Origin of the sequence: Pseudothermotoga sp. U03pept (assembly GCF_051235805.1) — a bacterium.
Classification (GTDB): Bacteria; Thermotogota; Thermotogae; order Thermotogales; family DSM-5069; genus Pseudothermotoga_B.
On sequence record NZ_JBPNXV010000001.1, the window covers coordinates 1,979,676 to 1,997,988 of the forward strand.

General features: G+C 43.4%; 13 protein-coding genes. 9 read left to right on the plus strand and 4 right to left on the minus strand.

What is annotated here, in order from left to right; all coding sequences use genetic code 11:
- Positions 1 to 737: 737 nt before the first annotated feature.
- Complete coding sequence (locus ACSFC1_RS09695; protein WP_435566026.1) at positions 738 to 2,423, minus strand: YgiQ family radical SAM protein; 1,686 nt, start codon at positions 2,421 to 2,423, stop codon at positions 738 to 740.
- A gap of 371 nt (positions 2,424 to 2,794) precedes the next feature.
- Between ACSFC1_RS09695 and ACSFC1_RS09700 the strand changes: the two genes are divergently transcribed.
- The 9 genes from ACSFC1_RS09700 to ACSFC1_RS09740 are packed head-to-tail and all read left to right on the plus strand — an operon-like array spanning position 2,795 to position 12,757.
- Positions 2,795 to 3,811 carry a LacI family DNA-binding transcriptional regulator gene (locus ACSFC1_RS09700; protein ID WP_435565900.1) on the plus strand — a complete coding sequence of 339 codons (1,017 nt, stop codon included), beginning with the start codon at positions 2,795 to 2,797 and terminating at the stop codon, positions 3,809 to 3,811.
- Positions 3,812 to 3,849: 38 nt separating this feature from the next.
- Complete coding sequence (locus ACSFC1_RS09705) at positions 3,850 to 4,797, plus strand: D-ribose ABC transporter substrate-binding protein (RefSeq protein WP_435565901.1); 948 nt, start codon at positions 3,850 to 3,852, stop codon at positions 4,795 to 4,797.
- Positions 4,798 to 4,844: 47 nt separating this feature from the next.
- Positions 4,845 to 5,486 (plus strand): DUF2291 domain-containing protein, encoded by a 642-nt coding sequence (locus ACSFC1_RS09710; protein ID WP_435565902.1) that lies wholly within the window; start codon positions 4,845 to 4,847, stop codon positions 5,484 to 5,486.
- The gene (locus ACSFC1_RS09715) at positions 5,487 to 7,046 is read left to right on the plus strand and encodes a sugar ABC transporter ATP-binding protein (RefSeq protein WP_435565903.1); all 1,560 of its coding nucleotides are present in this window, start codon (positions 5,487 to 5,489) and stop codon (positions 7,044 to 7,046) included.
- The gene (locus ACSFC1_RS09720; protein ID WP_435565904.1) at positions 7,043 to 8,095 is read left to right on the plus strand and encodes an ABC transporter permease; all 1,053 of its coding nucleotides are present in this window, start codon (positions 7,043 to 7,045) and stop codon (positions 8,093 to 8,095) included. Before ACSFC1_RS09715 ends, ACSFC1_RS09720 begins: the two co-directional genes overlap by 4 nt.
- 1 nt (position 8,096) lies before the next feature.
- Entirely contained in the window at positions 8,097 to 8,936 is an 840-nt protein-coding gene (locus ACSFC1_RS09725; protein WP_435566027.1) for a transketolase, read from the plus strand.
- Positions 8,929 to 9,870, plus strand: a complete 942-nt coding sequence (locus tag ACSFC1_RS09730) for a transketolase family protein (RefSeq protein ID WP_435565905.1) — start codon at positions 8,929 to 8,931, stop codon at positions 9,868 to 9,870. The genes ACSFC1_RS09725 and ACSFC1_RS09730 overlap by 8 nt, the downstream gene beginning before the upstream one ends.
- Positions 9,871 to 9,872: 2 nt before the next feature.
- Positions 9,873 to 11,336 carry an FGGY-family carbohydrate kinase gene (locus ACSFC1_RS09735; RefSeq protein WP_435565906.1) on the plus strand — a complete coding sequence of 488 codons (1,464 nt, stop codon included), beginning with the start codon at positions 9,873 to 9,875 and terminating at the stop codon, positions 11,334 to 11,336.
- 17 nt (positions 11,337 to 11,353) lie between these two features.
- On the plus strand, positions 11,354 to 12,757 hold the full coding sequence (locus ACSFC1_RS09740) for an L-fucose/L-arabinose isomerase family protein (RefSeq protein ID WP_435565907.1): 1,404 nt from the start codon (positions 11,354 to 11,356) through the stop codon (positions 12,755 to 12,757).
- 33 nt (positions 12,758 to 12,790) lie between these two features.
- Here ACSFC1_RS09740 and ACSFC1_RS09745 read toward each other — a convergent pair whose 3' ends face one another.
- The 3 genes from ACSFC1_RS09745 to glgX are packed head-to-tail and all read right to left on the minus strand — an operon-like array spanning position 12,791 to position 18,309.
- Positions 12,791 to 14,560: a hypothetical protein gene (locus ACSFC1_RS09745; RefSeq protein WP_435565908.1), complete on the minus strand. Its 1,770-nt coding sequence runs from the start codon at positions 14,558 to 14,560 to the stop codon at positions 12,791 to 12,793.
- Between the two features lie 46 nt (positions 14,561 to 14,606).
- Positions 14,607 to 16,109: a methyl-accepting chemotaxis protein gene (locus ACSFC1_RS09750; protein ID WP_435565909.1), complete on the minus strand. Its 1,503-nt coding sequence runs from the start codon at positions 16,107 to 16,109 to the stop codon at positions 14,607 to 14,609.
- Positions 16,110 to 16,161: 52 nt separating this feature from the next.
- Positions 16,162 to 18,309 carry a glycogen debranching protein GlgX gene (glgX, locus tag ACSFC1_RS09755; protein ID WP_435565910.1) on the minus strand — a complete coding sequence of 716 codons (2,148 nt, stop codon included), beginning with the start codon at positions 18,307 to 18,309 and terminating at the stop codon, positions 16,162 to 16,164.
- Positions 18,310 to 18,313 lie beyond the last annotated feature (4 nt).

Consider the following 18,313-nt stretch of genomic DNA (forward strand, 5'->3'; position numbering starts at 1 on the left):
CACGTACAGCGATTTATGCCGTGATTTCCAAATGCTTCTGAATCCGGTTGATTTCAAGACTTTGGCAATCCAGAAAGTCCGTAGAAAGCCATAACCTTTAGGCAGGATTTTGAAAACGTTAACTATATCCTCCAGTGTGAATCGTTCTTTCTTTCCAAAAGCAACAAAGAGATTTCCAATCCTTCCATAATGACAAACAATCAACCCTTAGAAACCCGGACCTAACCTTCAAACGTCATCCAGAGAAAAGAGTTCTCTTCCTTGAAGACTTTGTACGAAACCTGAGATATATCAATGTTTTTTATCGGGATGGTTTCAGACATGTTAGAACCCGATAGATTTGAAATAATGGGTTGGTGCGCAAGTAGAACCAAATTTGTAAGAAAAAGTCAGGCTCCACGCTTCATCGGAGGAAACTTATCGCAGCATGGATATTGCCTCCCAGAATTGCGACAGCGGTATTAATCGCTGAGTTTAAATCTCTGTCCATTTGATTACCACAAACAGGACATTTCTACGCCCTGTCGTATAGTGTTAACCCTTCATGCTTGTACCTACAAGCTAAGCATGTTCTGGATGTTAGTATGTATCTATCCAACATAAACGCTGGAGTTCAAAGATTTTGAAAATTTTTGCTGTGCCAACCAGATATGTTGTCGTCTTGGTAGTATACTCCACTGCACTGTATCTGTACAAAATCGAACATACCTTGTTGACTACATCGGTACGTATGTTCTTCAGCCGTTCGTATTCACATTCTGCTTCATCTTGTTTCTGTGCTTGAGAGATCTTTCTACAAAGACTTCTTCACCGGTGATTGGGTCTATGCCAGTATAATACATCGCAGTGCTCAGCGTACCAGGAGAAGGTGTGAAGATTTGAATCTGCTGTGGGTGATAGCCAAGATTTCTTTGAATGAACTTTTTAAGGTAATCGTTCTCGTGCATCGACTCACCGGGGTGTGCGACAATGAAATAACCTATCACATACCTTTTCTTGCTCAAAGTCTTCGAAAGACTTTCGAACCTTCGTTTGAACTCAAGAAAAAGTTCAGCAGGAGGCTTTCTCATCAGTTTGAGCACCTTGGGATGTGCGTGTTCTGGAGCAAGTTTCAGTTGTCCTGGTGTGAAATCGACCAGTTTTTTTATGATTCTGTCTGCATCTTTGTCCATCAAGATCAAATCGTGTCTTATACCGGATGAAACAAACAAATGCTTCACACCTTCTACAGATTTGACCTTTTCAAGCAGTTCAAGGTAATCTTCGTGAGTTACCTTAGCGTTTTCACACACCGCTGGGTGAAGACAGAACTTCTTACACTGCCCTTGGGTTTCTCTTCTTTGGCACTTTGAATTGTACATATTCGCCGTTGGTCCACCGACATCTGAGATGGTTCCGCGAAAGTCAGGGTGTTTCGTGAGCATTTTTGCTTCCTCAATGATTGAATCGATGCTTCGTGAAAGTACATGTGTCGTTTGATGGTGTGTGAGTGCACAGAAACTACACATTCCATAACAACCTCTCACAGCAGTGATGGAAAATTGAATCATCTCTAATGCAGGGACAGTTCCCATTCTTGCGTAGTATGGGTGAGTTCTTCTTTCAAAGTCCAGTAAGTAAAGTCTGTCGAGTTCTTCCTGCTCAAGTGGCAATTGTGGTGGATTTTGAACTACATAGCGATTGTCCTGTTTCTGATAGATCAAAACATTTCGATACGGATCAGTCCAAAACTGTAAGAGCGCTGTTGCTTTAGCATACTTGCTTTTATCTTGCGATATTTCTTCAAAACTTGGTAGCTCTATGCCATTTTCTGGTCTCTGCGATGTCCAAAATACCGTGCCCGGAATGCCATGGCAAGAGGTAATATCTTTTGTTTTCTCCAAAGTTTGCGCGATTTGAAGAACAGCTTTCTCTGCCATACCGTAGACGAGAAGATCGGCTTTGGCGTCGAGCAAGATAGACTTTCTGAGCGTGTCAGACCACCAATCGTACTGTGCAAATCGTCTTAAGCTCGCCTCAAGACCACCCAAGACAATCGGGACTTTTGGGAAAAATCTTCGTACTAAATTCGAGTAGACTATCACAGCTCGGTCTGGTCTCTTACCTCCAATACCTCCAGGTGAGTAGTCATCTGTCTTTCTTTTCTTCATTGAAGCTGTGTAGTTGGCAACCATTGAATCAACGTTGCCACCACTGATACCAAAAAATAGCCTTGGTCTTCCCAAACGTGTGATATCTTCACCACTATGCCAATCAGGCTGTGCTATGACACCGACTCTGTAACCTTTCGAGAGTAAATAGTGCCCTATCAGCGCGACACCAAAAGATGGGTGATCAACATAAGCATCACCTGTAACGAGTATCACATCGAGTTCTTTCCAACCAAGTCTTTCAACTTCTTCAACAGTTGTCGGCAGAAACATATTCACTGAGAATATTATCAGATCTCAACAAAACTGTGAAGCGAACTGTGAATGCATTCAAACAGTTACTCGTGCAAACAGTGATACTTTCAAAAGTATGTAAACCTCCTGGTGGTTTCACAGTCTGTGTGTTAACGAAAATCGAACCAGGGGGATTCAGAAATGAAAACAAAAGATAAGGGAAGATAATTGCAAAAAACAAGAGATAAATTGAGAATCAGTATTATTCTCAAGCCTAATGCCTAAGAATCAATTCTCAGGACGATCTTTACGGAAAGTTCGATATTGACTCTGTTGGCATCTAAGTGCAAGATTGTATCAGGTTTGAAAACGTTTTCAAAAACGTTTTCAAAAAGGGAGTGCTAAAAATCTTGAAAAATAAGCTGGAAAACGGCTCATCAAATATCAAAAGCGTTGCTCAGATAGCTGGTGTTTCCATCTCTACGGTTTCAAGGGTCATAAACAAACCAGAAAGTGTGAGTGAAGAACTGAGAAATAGGGTGAGAAGAGCGATTCAGGAGCTTGGATATCAACCCAACCAAGTTGCTCGTAGTTTGAGGACTGGTTCGACAAGATTGATAGGCTTTATCATTCCAGACATAACAAACCCCGCTTTTCTAATGATGGTGAAAGGTGCGGAGGATTTCTTGAAAAGAAAAGGTTACACCTTCATGGTGTGTGGAACAGATCACAACGTCCGTGAGGAAATCAAATTGCTTAAAGCACTTCTATCCCAAAATGTTGACGCAATGATCGTCACTTGTTCTGGTGGGCAGAACTCAGATTTTTCACGATTAGTAAATTCCACAAAGATAAAACTGGTCTTCATGGATCGACGTTACGAAGATTTGAACGTTCCATACGTAGGTGTCGATAACACGGCTGGTGTGGAAAGGATCACAGATTATTTGATTGAGACCGGGCACAGATCGCTTGTTTATCTGAGCGGTGAACGAAATACTTCGAGCGCTAAGGAAAGACTACGCGGTTTCATAAACAGCGTTAAAAAGCACCGTATAGAAGATTTTCAGGTACTGTATGGAAAATTTACCTTTGAGAGTGGGTACGAACTTGTGAAAAGGCTCAAGAAAATTCCTCAGGCAGTAGTCGGTGGTAACGATTTGGTCGCGCTTGGTGCCATCGAGGCACTCACGGAAATGGGACATTCTGTTCCAGAAGATGTCAGCGTGGTTGGTTTCGATGACATGTTTTACAGTAAGTATTCCAAACCTGCTTTGACGACGGTGAGACAACCCATATATCAAATGGGATACACTGCCGGTAAGATACTATACCAAATTCTCACTAAAGGCAGTGTCAGGAAACACTCTACGATACTTCAGACAGATATAGTTTTGAGAGAAACTGCTAAGCCAAGGAACAATTAACCCCAGGAGGGGTTAAAACTCAAGGTGGAGGTGGTTTTATGAGAAAGTTTCTCACTGTTGTGGTTGCTGTGGCAATTCTCGTAGTTGGATTCACTGTTTTTGCCGAAACAAAGGGGAAGATCGCAGTTGTGATTTCCACCCTCAACAATCCGTGGTTTGTTGTGCTTGCAGATGCCGCCAAACTGAGGGCTCAAGAGCTGGGTTATGAAGTCACCGTTTTTGACTCTCAGAACGATACAGCCAAAGAATCATCACACTTCGACACGATAATAGCCGCAGGTTTTAAGGCTATACTCTTCAACCCGACAGACGCCGATGGATCAATTGCGAACGTACGCCGCGCAAAAGATGCAGGCATACCAGTTTTTTGCATCGACAGAGGCATCAACGCAAGAGGTATTGCTGTCTCGCAGATCTACTCTGACAACTACTATGGTGGAGTTCTCATGGGCGAGTATTTCGTTAAGTTCATGAAAGAAAAGGTCAAAGCAGACAAAATACCTTACGCTGAACTGCTTGGTATACTCAGTGCACAACCTACTTGGGACAGGTCAAATGGTTTCCACTCAGTTGTTGACAAATACAAAGAGTTCACCATGGTAGCCCAGCAGTCTGCAGAATTCGACAGAGACACCGGGTTCAAGGTCACAGAACAAATACTGCAAGGTCATCCAGAGATTAAAGCAATATGGTGTGGAAACGATGCGATGGCACTTGGTGCTCTGATGGCTGTTGAAGCTGCGGGCAGAAAAGATATCTTCATATTTGGTTTTGACGGCGCAGAAGATGTTATCTATGCGATCAACGAAGGAAGACTGATCGTTGCGACAGTGATGCAATTCCCGAAATTGATGTCCAGGCTTGCCGCAGAATGGGCAGACCAGTATCTGAGAGGCGAAAGACAATTTCCAGAGATTGTTCCTGTCACCGTTGAATTGGTGAGCCGAGAAAACATCGATAAGTACGCACCGTATGGTCGTAAGTGATCTTTTTTCCCCGGGCTCTTTGCCCGGGGCTTTGGGGAGGCATCTACGTGCGAAAAAAGATTATCCTTTTGTCACTTGCAGTCATCGTAGCGGTGCTGATCAACAGATCTTGTAAGATTGTTCCTATAGACCAAGTTAGAAAGACATTTGATCCTAAAAGCTATGCACAAAATGTCTGGCTTAAACTTCAGACTCAACTCGCGAACCTCTCAAAAGCCGACTCCTACGAAGTACTTGAGCTGCTGAACTTAAATCCAGAGGAAGCTCACCAGAAATATGCCAAGATTGTGGGTATCTCCAACTATAGATACTACATCGTTGAAGGTTCAGGTCGTGTCGTTTCATTCAACGAAGATGGAATACTTATACAAATAAGAGAAGAGGCAAAACAACCTGAGTTTTACATAACAAGGCGTGTCTTTGGTAACACAATAGTGATGGCCACAGGAATAATCAAAATGGAGGATTTTGACAGAATAATGGACTTTAACCTTGTCTCTACGGCTCTCAACGACATAGTGAGCGAGGAAGTTGCGACACCTTTTATCGAATCTATGAGAGAAAAAGCCAGCACCTCTGATTTGATGGTCAAATTCATAGGACTTTTCAATCTTCTTCGTGATGACCCAGTCAGATATCCAATATCAGTCATTCCATTGAAGCTTGAGTTGAGTCAAGGAGGTTACTGAATGAGTGAAAACACCCCTGTTCTTGAAGCAAAGAATCTGACCAAGGTTTTTCCAGGTGTCATAGCGGTAAACGATGTTTCATTGTCGATTCAGAGAGGAATGGTCACAGCAATAGTTGGGGAAAACGGTGCAGGTAAATCAACCCTTATGAAAATCTTTGCCGGAGTTTACTCTGATTACACGGGGAAGGTTCTTCTCGAAGGCAGAGAGGTTCGTTTTAAAAATCCACGTGAAGCAATTGATTCCAGCATATTCTTGATCCCGCAAGAGCTCGATTTAGTGCCAAATCTCACAATCGCTGAGAACATATGGCTTGGTAGAGAGCCGCTGAATTTCTGGGGTTTCGTTGACTACAAAAAGCTCTTTAGAGAATCAAAGAACGTCTTAACGAGAGTCCGACTCAATGTGGACCCAAAGAAAAAGGTAGAAGAACTCAGCACGGGACAACAACAATTGGTTGCCATAGCAAAATCTTTTTTGAGCAAAGCGAAGATCATCATAATGGATGAACCTACTTCAGCAATAAGTGAGAAAGAAATAGAAAATCTTTTTGAGATAATCAGAGATCTTCAGAGTAACGGTACCTCGATTCTCTACATATCGCACAAACTGGACGAGGTATTTTCAATCGCTCAAAGAATTGTAGTAATGCGAGACGGCAAAGTGGTGGCAGAAGGTAGGACAGACCAATTCAGTTATGATGACGTGGTCAGATTGATGGTTGGAAGAAGCATCGACAAATTCTTCGTACGGGAAAAGTGTCAGATAGGTGATGAGATTCTCAGAGTGGAGAATCTCTCCGCAGTAGATGAGAGAGGTAAGACTATCGTTGACAACGTCTCTTTTTCTGTTCGCAAAGGCGAAATCTTGGGGATCTATGGACTGATCGGTGCTGGTAGAACAGAGACCATGGAGGCTCTGTTCGGGTTTTATTCTCAAGCACGCGTGACAGGAAGGATTTTCATCGACGGCAGATTAGTATCGATTAAAAAGACTTCAGACGCGATAAAGTCAGGTCTTGGATACGTGCCCGAGGATAGAAAGCTCTCTGGGTTGATCCTTCAAATGACTGTTCTTCACAATATGAGTTTACCAGGTCTGAGATACGCCTCAAAGCTGGGATTTATAAATCGTACAGCTGAAAAGAACATGGCAACTGATTATGTGAGAAAACTCAACATAAAAACACCCTCGGTCAATCAAATCGTGGAAAACCTGAGTGGTGGAAATCAACAAAAAGTTGTCTTGGCAAAATGGTTGTCTCTCAAACCAAAAGTAATTCTGCTGGACGAGCCAACACGAGGAATAGACGTCAATGCGAAGGCAGAGATTTACGGTTTAATAAATGATCTCGCAAAATCGGGTGTAGGGGTAGTCTTAGTTTCATCTGAGCTCCCAGAGGTCATGGCGATGTCTGACAGGATACTCGTGATGTCCGAAGGAAAAAAGACCGCTGAATTCTTGCGTGAAGATGTCACAGAGGAAAAACTCCTTAAAGCGGCAATTCCGAAAAGTTTCAGACCGGTGAAGACAAATGCGGAAGGAGTGAACAATAGATGACTGCACATCCAGAGAATGAGAAAGGCACTCAGAACGTTGAGATCACACAGAGTACACATCTTTTGAAAGAGGAAAAGAAACAAAAGATGGGCTTGAGAACTCTTGCGAAATACCAGTCTTTGATCATCTTGTTTGGTCTTTTCTTACTCTTTGCACTCCTGAGCAATCGCTTTTTAACGGTTGGCAATCTGTGGACAATCTTGCGCCAAACAGCTGTTAATTTGTGCATAGCAGTAGGCATGACCTATGTCATTCTTGCAGGTGGCATAGACCTGTCGGTCGGTTCCATCTTAGGTTTTGCCGGAGCAGTGACAGCAAGACTGTTGAAATACGGTTTTACTTTCGCGATCTTTGGTGTCGTACTTCAGTTTGGTGTCGTTGGTGCTTCTCTCATTGGAATACTCGTTGGCTTGGCAATCGGTTGGTTGAATGGAGCCATCATAACATTTTTCAATGTGCCGCCTTTTGTAGCAACCCTTGGCACTATGACTGCAGTCAGAGGTTTTATAATGCTTTGGACCAAAGGCTATCCGATCACCAAACTGGGTGAGACATTCAATACGATTGGTTCAGGTTGGCTGCTGGGAATCCCCGTACCGGTCTGGATCGCCGCGATTGTGACAACCCTTGGTTCAATATTTCTCAGATTAACACGCTTTGGTAGATACGTCTATGCGGTGGGTGGAAATGAAAAGGCTGCAATCTTATCTGGTGTGAATGCAAGACTGACCAAACTGATAACCTACATGGTCTCGGGTACTTTGGCTGCAGTTGCAGGATTGATCATCACTTCGAGACTTGACTCCGCTCAGCCAAATGCAGGTCTAATGTATGAACTCGATGCCATTGCTGCTACTGTAATCGGTGGCGCTTCGCTTTCTGGCGGTAAGGGCGCAATAGAAGGTACACTCATAGGTGCTCTAATCATTGGTGTTCTGAACAATGGCTTGGTGCTCACAGGTGTTTCACCATTTTGGCAACAGGTTGCAAAAGGGTTCATAATCATAGCCGCTGTTGTGGCTGAAAGGATTGGTAAAGGGCGTGGTTGAAATGTATGATCTACTGAGTCTGAAGATAAAAGCAGCACAAATAAGAAAGAAACTCCTGCAGATGATCTACCAAGCCAAAACAGGACACACAGGTGGCTCTCTCTCCTGCGTAGACATCTTGGTGAGTCTCTATTTCGGAGTAATGCGAATTGATCCAAAAAACCCACATCTGCCCGACAGAGATCGTTTTGTCATGAGCAAGGGGCACAGCGTCGAAGCTCTGTACGCAGTACTTGCACAAGCTGGATTTTTCAGCGAAGACGAATTGGGAACTTACTGCGCGTTCAATTCTCGTTTGACTGGGCATCCCACAACAAAGGTACCGGGAGTCGAAGTCAATACTGGAGCGCTGGGACACGGTCTGGCTGTTGGAGTTGGAATGGCTTTGGCAGGGAAGATCGATAAGAAGAACTACAAAGTCTATGTCTTGATGGGCGACGGAGAGCTCGATGAAGGTTCTGTGTGGGAAGCTGCTCAGGTAGCGGCACACTATAAACTTGATAACCTGATCGCCATTGTGGATAGAAACAAGCTACAGATAAGCGGATTTACTGAAGAAGTAGTGAGACTTGAAAATCTGGAGAAAAAGTGGGAGTCTTTTGGCTGGAAGGTGTTGCAGGTTGACGGCCATGACATTGACGGTTTGATCGACGTGTTCAAGAGCATACCAACGGCTCCATACCTTCCTCATATCGTCATTGCGCACACAGTCAAAGGCAAGGGGGTTTCTTTCATAGAGAACAAAAAGGAATGGCACCACCATGTTCCCAGCGAAGAAGAACTTCGAAAGGCTATGGAAGAGCTTGATAAAACTCTACAGGAGCTGAGAAATGATGCCTGATAAGATGCCAGTCAGAGTAGCGATAGCCGAAAGGGTTTTGCAACTTGCTTGGAAGGATCCACAGATCGTTGTTGTAACTTCGGATGCAAGAGGTTCGGCAGCTATAGAGAAATTTTTCGAAACCTTTCCAGACAGATCAATTGAGACGGGAATAGCTGAACAAACAGCCACGGGAATCTCTGCTGGTCTGGCTTTTTCGAATAAGAAAGTCTTTCTCTTTGGACCTGCATGTTTCTATTCTGCACGAAGTCTGGAACAAGTGAAGAACGATATCGCATACAGTGGGGCAAATGTGAAGATCATAGCGGTGAGCGGTGGAGTGAGCTATGGGCCTCTCGGGAGTACCCATCATTCCCTACACGATGTGGCTGTTTATAGGGCTATACCTAATATCGCTGTGATACTTCCATCCGATGCATACCAAGCCGCGGCAATGGTCGACCAGATTGTAGAGACGAACCAACCTGTCTATGTGCGCACTGGGAGAAATCCAGTGCCTTTTGTTTACAGCAGTGAAAACGACTCCTTCAAATTTGGAAAAGGGAATGTCTTGAAAGAGGGAAAAGACATAGCGATTTTTGCTACCGGTGAGGTTGTTTGGCATGCACTTGAAGCAGCTAAGATTCTCACCTCCTCTGGAATCAATGCAACTGTAGTGGATCTACCTTGTGTGAAACCTCTTGACGAAGATTTGGTACTGCAGATAGCACGTGCCACAAAAAGGATCTTAGTAGCTGAAGAACACAGCATCCACGGAGGTCTTGGTGAAGCCATATGCAGCTTACTGTGTAGATCTCATCCTGTTCCAGTCGAAATCATCGCATTTCCAGATGAATATCCAGTTACTGGTAATCAAAGTCAAGTCTATTCTCATTATGGTCTCGATTTTGCCGGAATCGCTAAGAGAGCACAAGAGTTTTTGAGGAGGTATTGATCTTGGAAAAGTACATCCTGGCGATCGATCAGAGCACAACAGGGACAAAGGCTGTCTTGTTCGATTCAACGTTGAACGTCGTGAAACGTACCACAGAATATCACAAACAGTATTACCCAAAGTCCGGTTGGGTCGAACACGATCCAAAGGAGATTCTTGATAAAACACTTACTGCATGTCGAAGAGTGATCGATCGCATAGATCCATATTCGATCATTGCAGTTTCTGTCACCAATCAGCGAGAAACAGCCGTATTATGGGACAAAAGTGGCAAGCCCGTTTACAACGCGATAGTCTGGCAGTGCCAACGTGGTAAAGATCTTTGTGAGAAATTGAAAAGAGACGGCTACGAACGAATGGTTAGAGAGAAAACCGGTCTCTTGATTGATCCATATTTCTCCGCGAGCAAAATAAATTGGCTGCTTGAAAATGTAGAGGATATCAGGAAAAATGCAGAAAATGGAGAGATATCTTTCGGTACAATAGACTCATGGTTAATTTGGAACCTCTGTGAGGGTCATCCTCATGTTACAGACTACTCGAACGCAAGCCGCACACTGCTTTTGAACATTCACTCACTGAGATGGGATGAGGAACTACTTGATCTGTTCAATATACCATCCAAGATCCTTCCGAAACTGCTTTGCTCAGATGAGATATTTGGTTATACAGATCTAAACGGTCTACTACCGAGAAGGCTTCCAGTGATTGGTGTGATGGGAGATTCAAGTGCCGCACTTTATGGGCAGATGGGGTTTCATCCCAAAGATGCCAAAGCGACCTATGGTACGGGAACTTCTATGATGATCAACTTAGGCGAAAAGAAGGCAGAACTTGTTAGTGGTGTGCTTTCTATTGGTTGGGTCACTGACAAGAAGATCACTTACGTTGCAGAGGGTAATATCCACAGCTCTGCTGACACGTTGAAATGGGTTGTCGAACAACTTCAACTGGTAAACAGCATTGAAGAATTAGAAGATCTCGCTGCGAGTGTCTCAGACAGTTGTGGAGTCTATTTTGTACCTGCCTTCTATGGGCTTGGCGCTCCGTACTGGGACAGTGATGCCCAGGCTCTCATGTGTGGTATGACTAAGCGTACCACAAGGGCACACATTGTCAGAGCAGCTCTGGAATCGATAGCTTACCAAGTTTACGATTTGTTCTCAGCACTTGTAAGGGAAACGGGCATGAGACCAGATGAACTGAAGGCAGACGGTGGTGCAACCAAGAACAGATTTCTAATGCAGTTCCAGGCAGACATATTGGACTTACCTATCTATGTGAATAACATAGAAGAATGTTCTGCGCGTGGAGTTGCCCTTATAGCAGCAAAGTCGATCGGTATTCTGGACGAAGAACAGATCTCTATGCATTACACGAAGTACATACCAAATATAGATCAACAACTCAGAGAAGAGTACATCAATGGCTGGCGAATGGCTGTAAAACGTGCAATTCTACATTGAGAAACCGAGGTGATAAGATGAAAAAGCTGTGTTTTGGCTTAATAGTGGGAAACAGAGATTTCTTCCCGGATAGTCTCGTTGAAGAGGGCAGAAAAGAGATATTGAAGATTCTTGAAAGCCTTGGTTATGAAACAGTTTGTCTCGAGCCGTCTCAAACAAAACTTGGAGCTGTGGAAACTCTATCGGACGCAAAAAAGTGCGCCAATCTCTTCAAAGAAAACGCCGATCGAATAGATGGAATCATTGTGACACTACCAAACTTTGGCGATGAAAAAGCTGTTGCTCAAGCCATCAGAATGAGTGAATTACAAGTTCCAGTATTGATCCACGCATTTCCAGATGAGCCAGATAAACTCGATCTTTTACACCGTCGAGACAGCTTTTGCGGGAAGATCTCGGTTTGTAATAACCTGAAGCAGTTTGGAATAAACTTTTCTCTCACCACACACCATATTGAAGAAGTTGATTCACAGACTTTCGGCAAGGATCTGGAGTGGTTTGCCGCCGTCTGTCAAGTAGTCAAGGATCTCAAGAAGGTGAGAATAGGTGCTATCGGTGCGAGACCAAACGCTTTCAACACAGTGAGGTTTTCTGAAAAGATACTTGAAAGAATGAAGGTGAGCGTTGAGACAATAGATCTTTCAGAGATCATGTCAAAGATCAATGAGATCCGCGATGAAGATGATAGGGTGAGGAACAAAATCGAAAAGATCATGAAAAACTATCTCGTTCAGATAGTCCCCAACGAGGCACTTGTCACGATGGCAAAATTGGCTGTTGTCATAGAAGAATGGATAAGAGAAAACGATCTGAATGCCACGGCTATTCAGTGTTGGACAATAATGGAAAGAAGGTTGCACATCACACCGTGCACTGTGATGAGTATGATGAGTGAAGAGCTCAGACCGAGTGCATGCGAAGTTGATGTAATGGGTGCTCTGTCTATGTACGCTTTGCAGAGCGCTTCTGGCAAGCCATCAGCACTTGTCGACTGGAACAACAATTACAGAGCAGAAGACGAATGCATTTTGTTCCACTGTGGCAATTTCCCGCGCTCGGTGTACGAAACGGCAGAGATACGCTATGCCGATGTGATTGGAACAACTGTTGGCAATCAAAACGCATACGGCGCCTGTGCAGGAAAGATAAAGAGTGGACCTTTCACCTTCTTCAGGCTCTCGACCGATGATATTAGCGGGAAGCTTAGAGGCTATGTTGGAGAAGGAGAAATACTTTCACAAGATCCAAAGACCTTTGGATCAAGAGCCATTGCGAAGATAAGTAATCTTGAAGAATTGATGAAAAACATTTGTCTCGAAGGCTTTGAACATCATGTTGCAATAAATCTCTCTCAAGTGGCAAAGGCAATTAAGGAAGCAATGGAAAGATATCTGGGCATTGAAGTTCATCTTCACAAATGAGAAGGCGGGAATATCTCCCGCCTTCTGGATCCTTCAAGGGATTTCAAAGATCACTATGAGTTTACCATTCTCGTAAAATGCTTCCTTCAGATCGAGATCTTGAATAAGTTCTTCCAAATCCGTTTCTTGGTCTGTGGTGATTTCAAGTCTTACAGTTATTGTTTCACCATCTGTTGTATGATCGTACGTAACCGAATCAAATAACCACTCTGGGGAATCGAAGTACCAGTAGACTAAGTCTTTCAAATTCTCTGGCATTGATCCAAAGTCTTCGTAGTACCAACTTATGCCTGTTACAAGATCCTCCACTAAATTGTACAGAGGGAACGGTTCTGCTTTTTTATAGGTCTTTGTCACATAGATGATCTTATTATCGAGATCAAATCGAACAGAATCGACGTAGCTGTAGTAGCTAAGAACCTCCATTACATCATTTTCTGTAAGATAATCCACAAGATCACTCTTCACACCTATTGAGACGACCCACTTTCCATCTTCTTCCTTTCTCTCATAACTTAACCTGTCTACAAATTCTGCTGGTATTATGTCTGCAAGTTCTTCAATAGTCTCTGGTGGATCCAAGTACATGTAGTCGGTCATTTCATCGATGTGTTGAATTATATCTATGATCAGTTTCATCTCAGGTAGCTTGGGTAAAAACTCTGACAGTATTTGCTTCAAGAGTTCCGAGATCACGTTCTTTGAGACCGTAGCATTCACGATCACCGAACAACCTTCTCTTGAAAGTGAAAGGTCAACAAACATATCTGCTTCCTTGAAGGAGATCTTCCCAATCATGCCACCTTCGATCTTCACGAGGTCTTTCTCAGCAACGTTGGAAGAGAGAATCTGCGCAATACCTCCTTTGGTAGGAAGTACCGCAGTCAGTTCATCGAGTTCTACGTAAACAAAATCTTCTGTCGTTTTTACTGAAACACCCCATTCTTTGAATTTTTCTAAAAGATCATCGAGAAATTCATTTTTGAGATCAAAGAATACTGCAAACTTTGACATCTCTTCAGAAAAGCTTAAAGCGATGCTCGTTGCTTTCGAGAAGATGAAGTCAAGTTCTTCAAAATCTATCTCGAGTTCTTCCAATATCTCAGTCGGTAGTTGTTTGAGCAGTGTGGTCGGCATGATCAATGAGAACTGCGCATCTCTTAGGACTTTGAGCCCGTCAGGAACAGAGCTGTAGCGAATCTTTTTGATCTCCCAATCGAACTTACCCTCCTTGACAGCTTTAATGAGAATCACTGCCGTTTCTGATTCAAGATTTACGCTTATCTCGTCCTCAACGGGTACACCTTCGTTGAAGCCAAGCAAGTGGAAAATGATACCAAAGATTGGGATGGTGCGGATCTTTACATAAATACTTTGAGTTTCTGGCAGCTCAAAGGCAGGTATTTCTCCGTCAATCATCGCTCTAACGTCTTCTAACATTGATGGTGTGACAAAATAGTAAAGATCTCCACTTTGAATGAGTTCGTGGCTTTCAACGAGCTCTGAGAGGTTTGTCTTCACCCAATTTGGATCATCGGTCACTATGGAGACACTGAGTAAATCTTGTACTTCTCCAAACTCCTCTGTTTCAAAAAGACCCACAAGGCTGGATAAGTTCAGTGAAAGTTTACCGAAAAAGCAGACAAATCCTTTTGTGGTGCTCTGGAAACGACTGATTGGTGGTAAGAATGAGTTGACAGTCTCAAGATCTCTCAACAACAGTACGTAATCTGAGGTAGCTGGAACATAAGCAAAAAGGTAAACACATACCAGCAAACTGACTAACAAAACAACCTTTTTCATGAACATCCCTCCCTTGGACTTTTTAATCAGTCAAATTATCTATCGGCTATGCTTTTTCTTTCTCCAGCTCTTCTTCAAGTTTTTTGAGCATCAGTGTTGCAGCAAAGATTCCCTTAAAAACACTGCCTTCTCTTATGGCAAAGGCCAACCTTAAGGTCATCTTTCCAGTAACGCGAGATTGTAAAGGATCCGAAATTGTCCACTGAACATGGTTGTTTTGCTTCAAATACAAAAAATAATCTCTGTCTCCGATATTCCCTTTTGCACCAGTAGTAGTTATGAAGTTGCCATTTGCGTCAGCCATGAAGAGAAGTTCGTATGTGTCACCATGTGCCTTGAGAAATTCCTTCGCATGTGGTTCAAATGCCTGCCAATTTAGACTTTGGCACTCTGGAAGTTGTAACAGCTCGTTCAAATCTTTGATCTGCTGGGAAAGCCATTCCCTTGCCCCAGTAAGACTTCTCAACTTTAGAGACTTCAGAGCAAGTACCTGACCATCTTGCAACAGTTTTGTAGAAATCGTGCTCAAGGTCTTTACAGCCTCGTCTGTCTCTTGGACAAAATTCAAAATCTCCGATGCGGCTGTTGTGTTGCTATTTACAGCCGACTCTATCTCTTTTGTCGACTGTATTTGGGATTGTATCGAAATTGAGATCTCATCGACCATCTTTTGGAATTGGCTAACACTTTCTCTTAGACTGACCAAACTCACAGCGAAGTCTTCGTTGACTTTGATGGTTCTCTCCACAGATAGTGCGACTGCATTACCTTTCTGAACCGAATCTTTGATTCTCACTTCAATATTGCCAACTTGCTGTGCTATTTTCTCGGCAGATTGCTGTGATTGTTCGGCGAGCTTTCTAACCTCATCCGCAACAACGGCAAAGCCTCTTCCGTGCTCACCGGCTCTTGCCGCTTCGATTGCCGCATTCAGTGCCAGGAGGTTGGTTTGCTGGGATATTTGCTGGATAGTCTGCACCATCTCTCTTATACCTTCGGAGACCTCACCGAGCTTGTCCATGGTTTGAACCAGATCGGTCAATTTTGCCTGCGCCGCTATGTTCTCGTTTTGTAAGTCACCGATCTTTGTCCTCAGCGTTGAGACATTTTGGTCGAGTTGTTCAAATTTACTTCGAAGTTGGTCTGCGTTGCGTCCTACGACCTGCGCGTTGTTGGCTATTTCGCTTGCTCCAGAACTACTTTCTTCAAGAGATGCAGTCAGAGACTGAACTAACTCTGATATCCTTTTAGATCTCTGGCTCAGTTGGTTTGAACTCTCTTTCATCTTTTCAGACGCGTTCGTGAGAGCTTCTGCATCTCTTTTCAACGAAGTTGAAGAAACAAAAAGCTCACGAAACAGATCATCGATATGTTTCTCCCGATCCTGTTGGCTTTCGAGCTTGAACTGTCTTTTTGACCTAATCTTTTGAAGAAGACAGATCAAGATAACAGAAAAAAAGCAGATCGATACAACATATTGCCACCAGAACAACTTCAACCACAAAAAGAAAACTCCAATGATGCTGACAACAATCATTATAAAGCTCAATTCTGACACCCCCTAAGAGATGTGCAAGTTTATTGTAAAAGCCAAGGGCAATTCACATTCCAACGAAAATCACAGTGCTTTTCGGTTGCGCAATATAAACGTAACCAGCTTTTTCAGGGTTGTCCAGAAAATCCTCAGGAGAATCTTTCGAAGTATCAACAACCCTGTACCAACTCTTGCCGTGTATATATGGTAGAACAAATCTAAGAGGTTCTCTCCATTGATTCAAAATGACGTATATGTCTTTGTCGTGTTCCTGCGTAGTTGCTTCACCACTTATCATGAAAGCCAATGAATGAGAATAATGTGAAAAGTCAGGTTCAAAAGGCTTGACACCATGCCACGTTAGGTCTGGAAGCCCCGCGCTCGTTGGTAAACCACTGAAGAAATGCGGTTTTCTCAGAGCAGGATGTGATTTTCGAAAGTGAATCATCTTTTTGAAAAATCTGAAGATATCTTCGTACCTTTCTTTCAGCGACCAATCAAGCCATGTGGTCTCGTCGTCATGACAGTAAGCGTTGTTGTTTCCCTTTTGAGTTCGATAGATCTCATCGCCCATCAAGACCATCGGTGTGCCATGAGACACCATTAGAATAGCCACGAAGTTCTTCACCTGTTGCTTTCTCAAACGAACTATCTGCGGATCATCTGTTTCACCTTCTATCCCACAATTACAGCTATAGTTCTCATCACTGCCATCCCTGTTATCTTCACCATTCGCTTCATTGTGTTTGTAGCGATAGCTCACTAAATCTCTGAGTGTAAAGCCGTCATGGCAGGTAACAAAGTTTATGCTTGCATGAGGAGAACGAGTACCATAGAGATCCTGACTTCCGGCTATTCGCATAGCAAGATCTTGCACCGTACCTTCATCGCCACGAACAAATCTCCTGACAGTGTCTCTATATCTTCCATTCCATTCAGCCCAGCCTTGTGGAAACTGACCCAGAAAATACCCTCCCGCGGCATCCCAACCTTCTGCTATGAGCTTCAAGTCATGCAGTATGGCATCTTCTGAAATATCCTTCAAGAGCGAGAAGTCACCAATCCATCTCCCATCGGGTGTTCTGCCAAGAATAGATGCAAGATCAAAGCGAAAGCCATCTACATGCATCTCTGTTGCCCAATATCTAAGACTGTCTATTATCATCTCTTTGACAACAGGATGATTGCAATTGAGTGTATTGCCGCAACCGGAGTAGTTCATGTAAAATCTCTTGTTCGATGGATTCAGAATGTAGTATATCTCGTTGTCTATACCTCTGAAAGAAAGCGTTGGACCCATTTCATTGCCTTCACCCGTGTGGTTGTAAACAACGTCGAGAATCACCTCAAAACCATTTCTGTGCATTTCTTTGACAAAGTCCTTGAAAAGAAAGACCTGTTCTCCAAGTTTCATTCCCAGAGAGTAGTTGCCTGTTACAGCAAAAAAACCCAGTGGGTTGTATCCCCACATGTCTTTGAGTGTCCTGCCCGTGTAGGGGTTGATGTTTCTATTGGCGTTGGCACAGAATTCAAAGATCGGCATCAGTTCGACAGTCGTTACGCCAAGTTCTCTCAAATGATCGAGTTTTTCGAGTATTCCAAGAAAGGTCCCTGGAAAGCTCGCCTTCGATGTAGGGCTCACGGTGAAAAATCTCACATGCATTTCGTAGATAATCGTGTCTTTCCATGGAATCATTGGTCTTTTATCTGACGTCCAATCGTATTTGGAATCATCTATTACTATCGATTTCGTAGGACTTTGCGCAGAATCGATGTTAGAAAAAGAAAGATCCTTCAATGGCGAGTTCCTGTTGTATCCATAGACGCTGTCTTCATCCCACTCGTACGATCCAGATATCGCCTTAGCGTAAGGATCACTCAACAGTTTGTAAACGTTGAATCTCTTGCCATTCAAAGGGTCATATTCCCCATCGATTCTCCAACCATAGTACTGTCCATGTCCGATGCCGTAAACATATACGTGCCAGATATCGCCTGTTCTGTTGTGAACAGGATCGAGCACAAATCTGTGGGATGGTTTCTCATCGTAGTGATTTTGATAGAGTTCCAGTATTACTCTGCGTCCATTTCGGGTGAAAATACCGAAATTTACACCTGTATCATCTGGTGTTGCACCAAGCCTCGGATAACCTCTCTTGGCTTTTAACTCAGTTTCAGGACCAGGGTTGTTATACTGTACTGGATAATCCGGCAAACTA

Coding starts and splice junctions, on each gene's coding strand:
- ACSFC1_RS09730 (WP_435565905.1), top strand. CDS start 8,929: ATGCCTGATAAGATGCCAGTCAGAGTAGCGATAGCCGAAAGGGTTTTG.
- ACSFC1_RS09745 (WP_435565908.1), bottom strand. CDS start 14,560: ATGAAAAAGGTTGTTTTGTTAGTCAGTTTGCTGGTATGTGTTTACCTT.
- ACSFC1_RS09740 (WP_435565907.1), top strand. CDS start 11,354: ATGAAAAAGCTGTGTTTTGGCTTAATAGTGGGAAACAGAGATTTCTTC.
- ACSFC1_RS09695 (WP_435566026.1), bottom strand. CDS start 2,423: ATGTTTCTGCCGACAACTGTTGAAGAAGTTGAAAGACTTGGTTGGAAA.
- ACSFC1_RS09725 (WP_435566027.1), top strand. CDS start 8,097: ATGTATGATCTACTGAGTCTGAAGATAAAAGCAGCACAAATAAGAAAG.
- ACSFC1_RS09715 (WP_435565903.1), top strand. CDS start 5,487: ATGAGTGAAAACACCCCTGTTCTTGAAGCAAAGAATCTGACCAAGGTT.
- ACSFC1_RS09705 (WP_435565901.1), top strand. CDS start 3,850: ATGAGAAAGTTTCTCACTGTTGTGGTTGCTGTGGCAATTCTCGTAGTT.
- ACSFC1_RS09720 (WP_435565904.1), top strand. CDS start 7,043: ATGACTGCACATCCAGAGAATGAGAAAGGCACTCAGAACGTTGAGATC.